The 1,422-nt window shown below is 65.6% G+C and carries 1 protein-coding gene; it reads left to right on the top strand.

The genetic code is table 11. The annotated features are described in order from the left end of the window. Window positions 1–1,422: DUF5801 repeats-in-toxin domain-containing protein (locus RTW82_RS31570; RefSeq protein WP_316927567.1), on the top strand; the 1,422-nt coding region annotated here is incomplete at both ends.

The raw sequence follows: 1,422 nt of genomic DNA, 5'->3' as shown, positions 1-1,422 counted from the left end.
GACAGCGGCCTGAAGGACACCGCCACCGGCAGCGACATCAAGCTGTACCTCGAAGGCGGTGAAGTGGTGGGCCGTGTCGGCAGCGACACCGGTGCCGTCGCCTTCAAGGTCACGGTGGATGCCAGCGGCAAGGTCACCCTCGATCAGGTGCGCGCCATCGTSCACTCGCCGAACACCGGCCCYGAYCAGGAAAGCAGCCTCTCCGCCGCCGACCTGGTGAARCTGGTGGCGACCATCACCGACAAGGACGGTGATGCCAACAGCGCCACCCTCAACCTCGGCAACGCCATCAGCTTCAAGGACGATGCCCCGACCATCAAYGCCGGCCAGGCCCAGCTGGGCAGCCTGCAGGTGGACGAGACCAACCTGGCACTCAACGCCACCACCAACTTCAGYRGCGCCTTCACCAGCAACTACGGCGCCGACGGTGCCGGCAGCATCGGCTACGCGCTGGAGGTAAAAGCCCAGGGCGCTGACAGCGGCCTGAAAGACACCGCCACCGGCAGTGACATCAAGCTGTACCTGGAGGGCGGCGAAGTGGTGGGCCGTGTCGGCAGCGACACCGGCGCCGTCGCCTTCAAGGTCACGGTGGATGCTTCCGGTAACGTCACCCTCGACCAGGTGCGTGCCATCGTCCACTCGCCCAATACCGGGCCGGACCAGGCCACCGGCCTCTCTGCGGCCGACCTGGTAAAACTGGTGGCCACCATCAACGACAAGGACGGTGACGCCAACAGCGCCAGCCTCAACCTCGGCAATGCCATCAGCTTCAAGGACGACGCCCCGACCATCAACGCCGGCCAGGCCCAGGCTGCCAGCCTGCAGGTGGACGAAACTAACCTGGCGCTCAACGCCACCACCAACTTCAGTGGCGCCTTCACCAGCAGCTACGGTGCCGACGGTGCCGGCAGCATCGGCTACACGCTGGAGGTGAAAGCCCAGGGAGCTGACAGCGGCTTGAAAGACACCGCCACCGGCAGCGATATCAAGCTGTACCTGGAGGGCGGCGAAGTGGTGGGCCGTGTCGGCAGCGACACCGGCGCCGTCGCCTTCAAGGTCACGGTGGATGCTTCGGGCAATGTCACCCTCGACCAGGTGCGTGCCATCGTCCATTCGCCCAACACCGGGCCGGACCAGGCCACCGGCCTGTCTGCGGCCGACCTGGTGAAACTGGTGGCGACCATCACCGACAAGGACGGTGACGCCAGCAGCGCCAGCCTCAACCTGGGCAACGCCATCAGCTTCAAGGATGACGCGCCCAGCATCCGTGCGGCCGAGATTCCGGCTGACAGCCTGCAGGTGGATGAAACCTTCCTCGGCAGCAACAGCACCACGGACTTCAGCTCCGCCTTCATCAAGAGCTACGGCGCCGATGGCGCCGGCACCACCACCTATGCCCTGGATGTGAAATCCCARGGYGTC

The organism is Pseudomonas sp. zfem005, assembly GCF_032621735.1.
In the GTDB taxonomy this organism is placed as follows: domain Bacteria; phylum Pseudomonadota; class Gammaproteobacteria; order Pseudomonadales; family Pseudomonadaceae; genus Metapseudomonas; species Metapseudomonas solani.
This window is presented reverse-complemented; position numbering and strand designations above follow the sequence as displayed.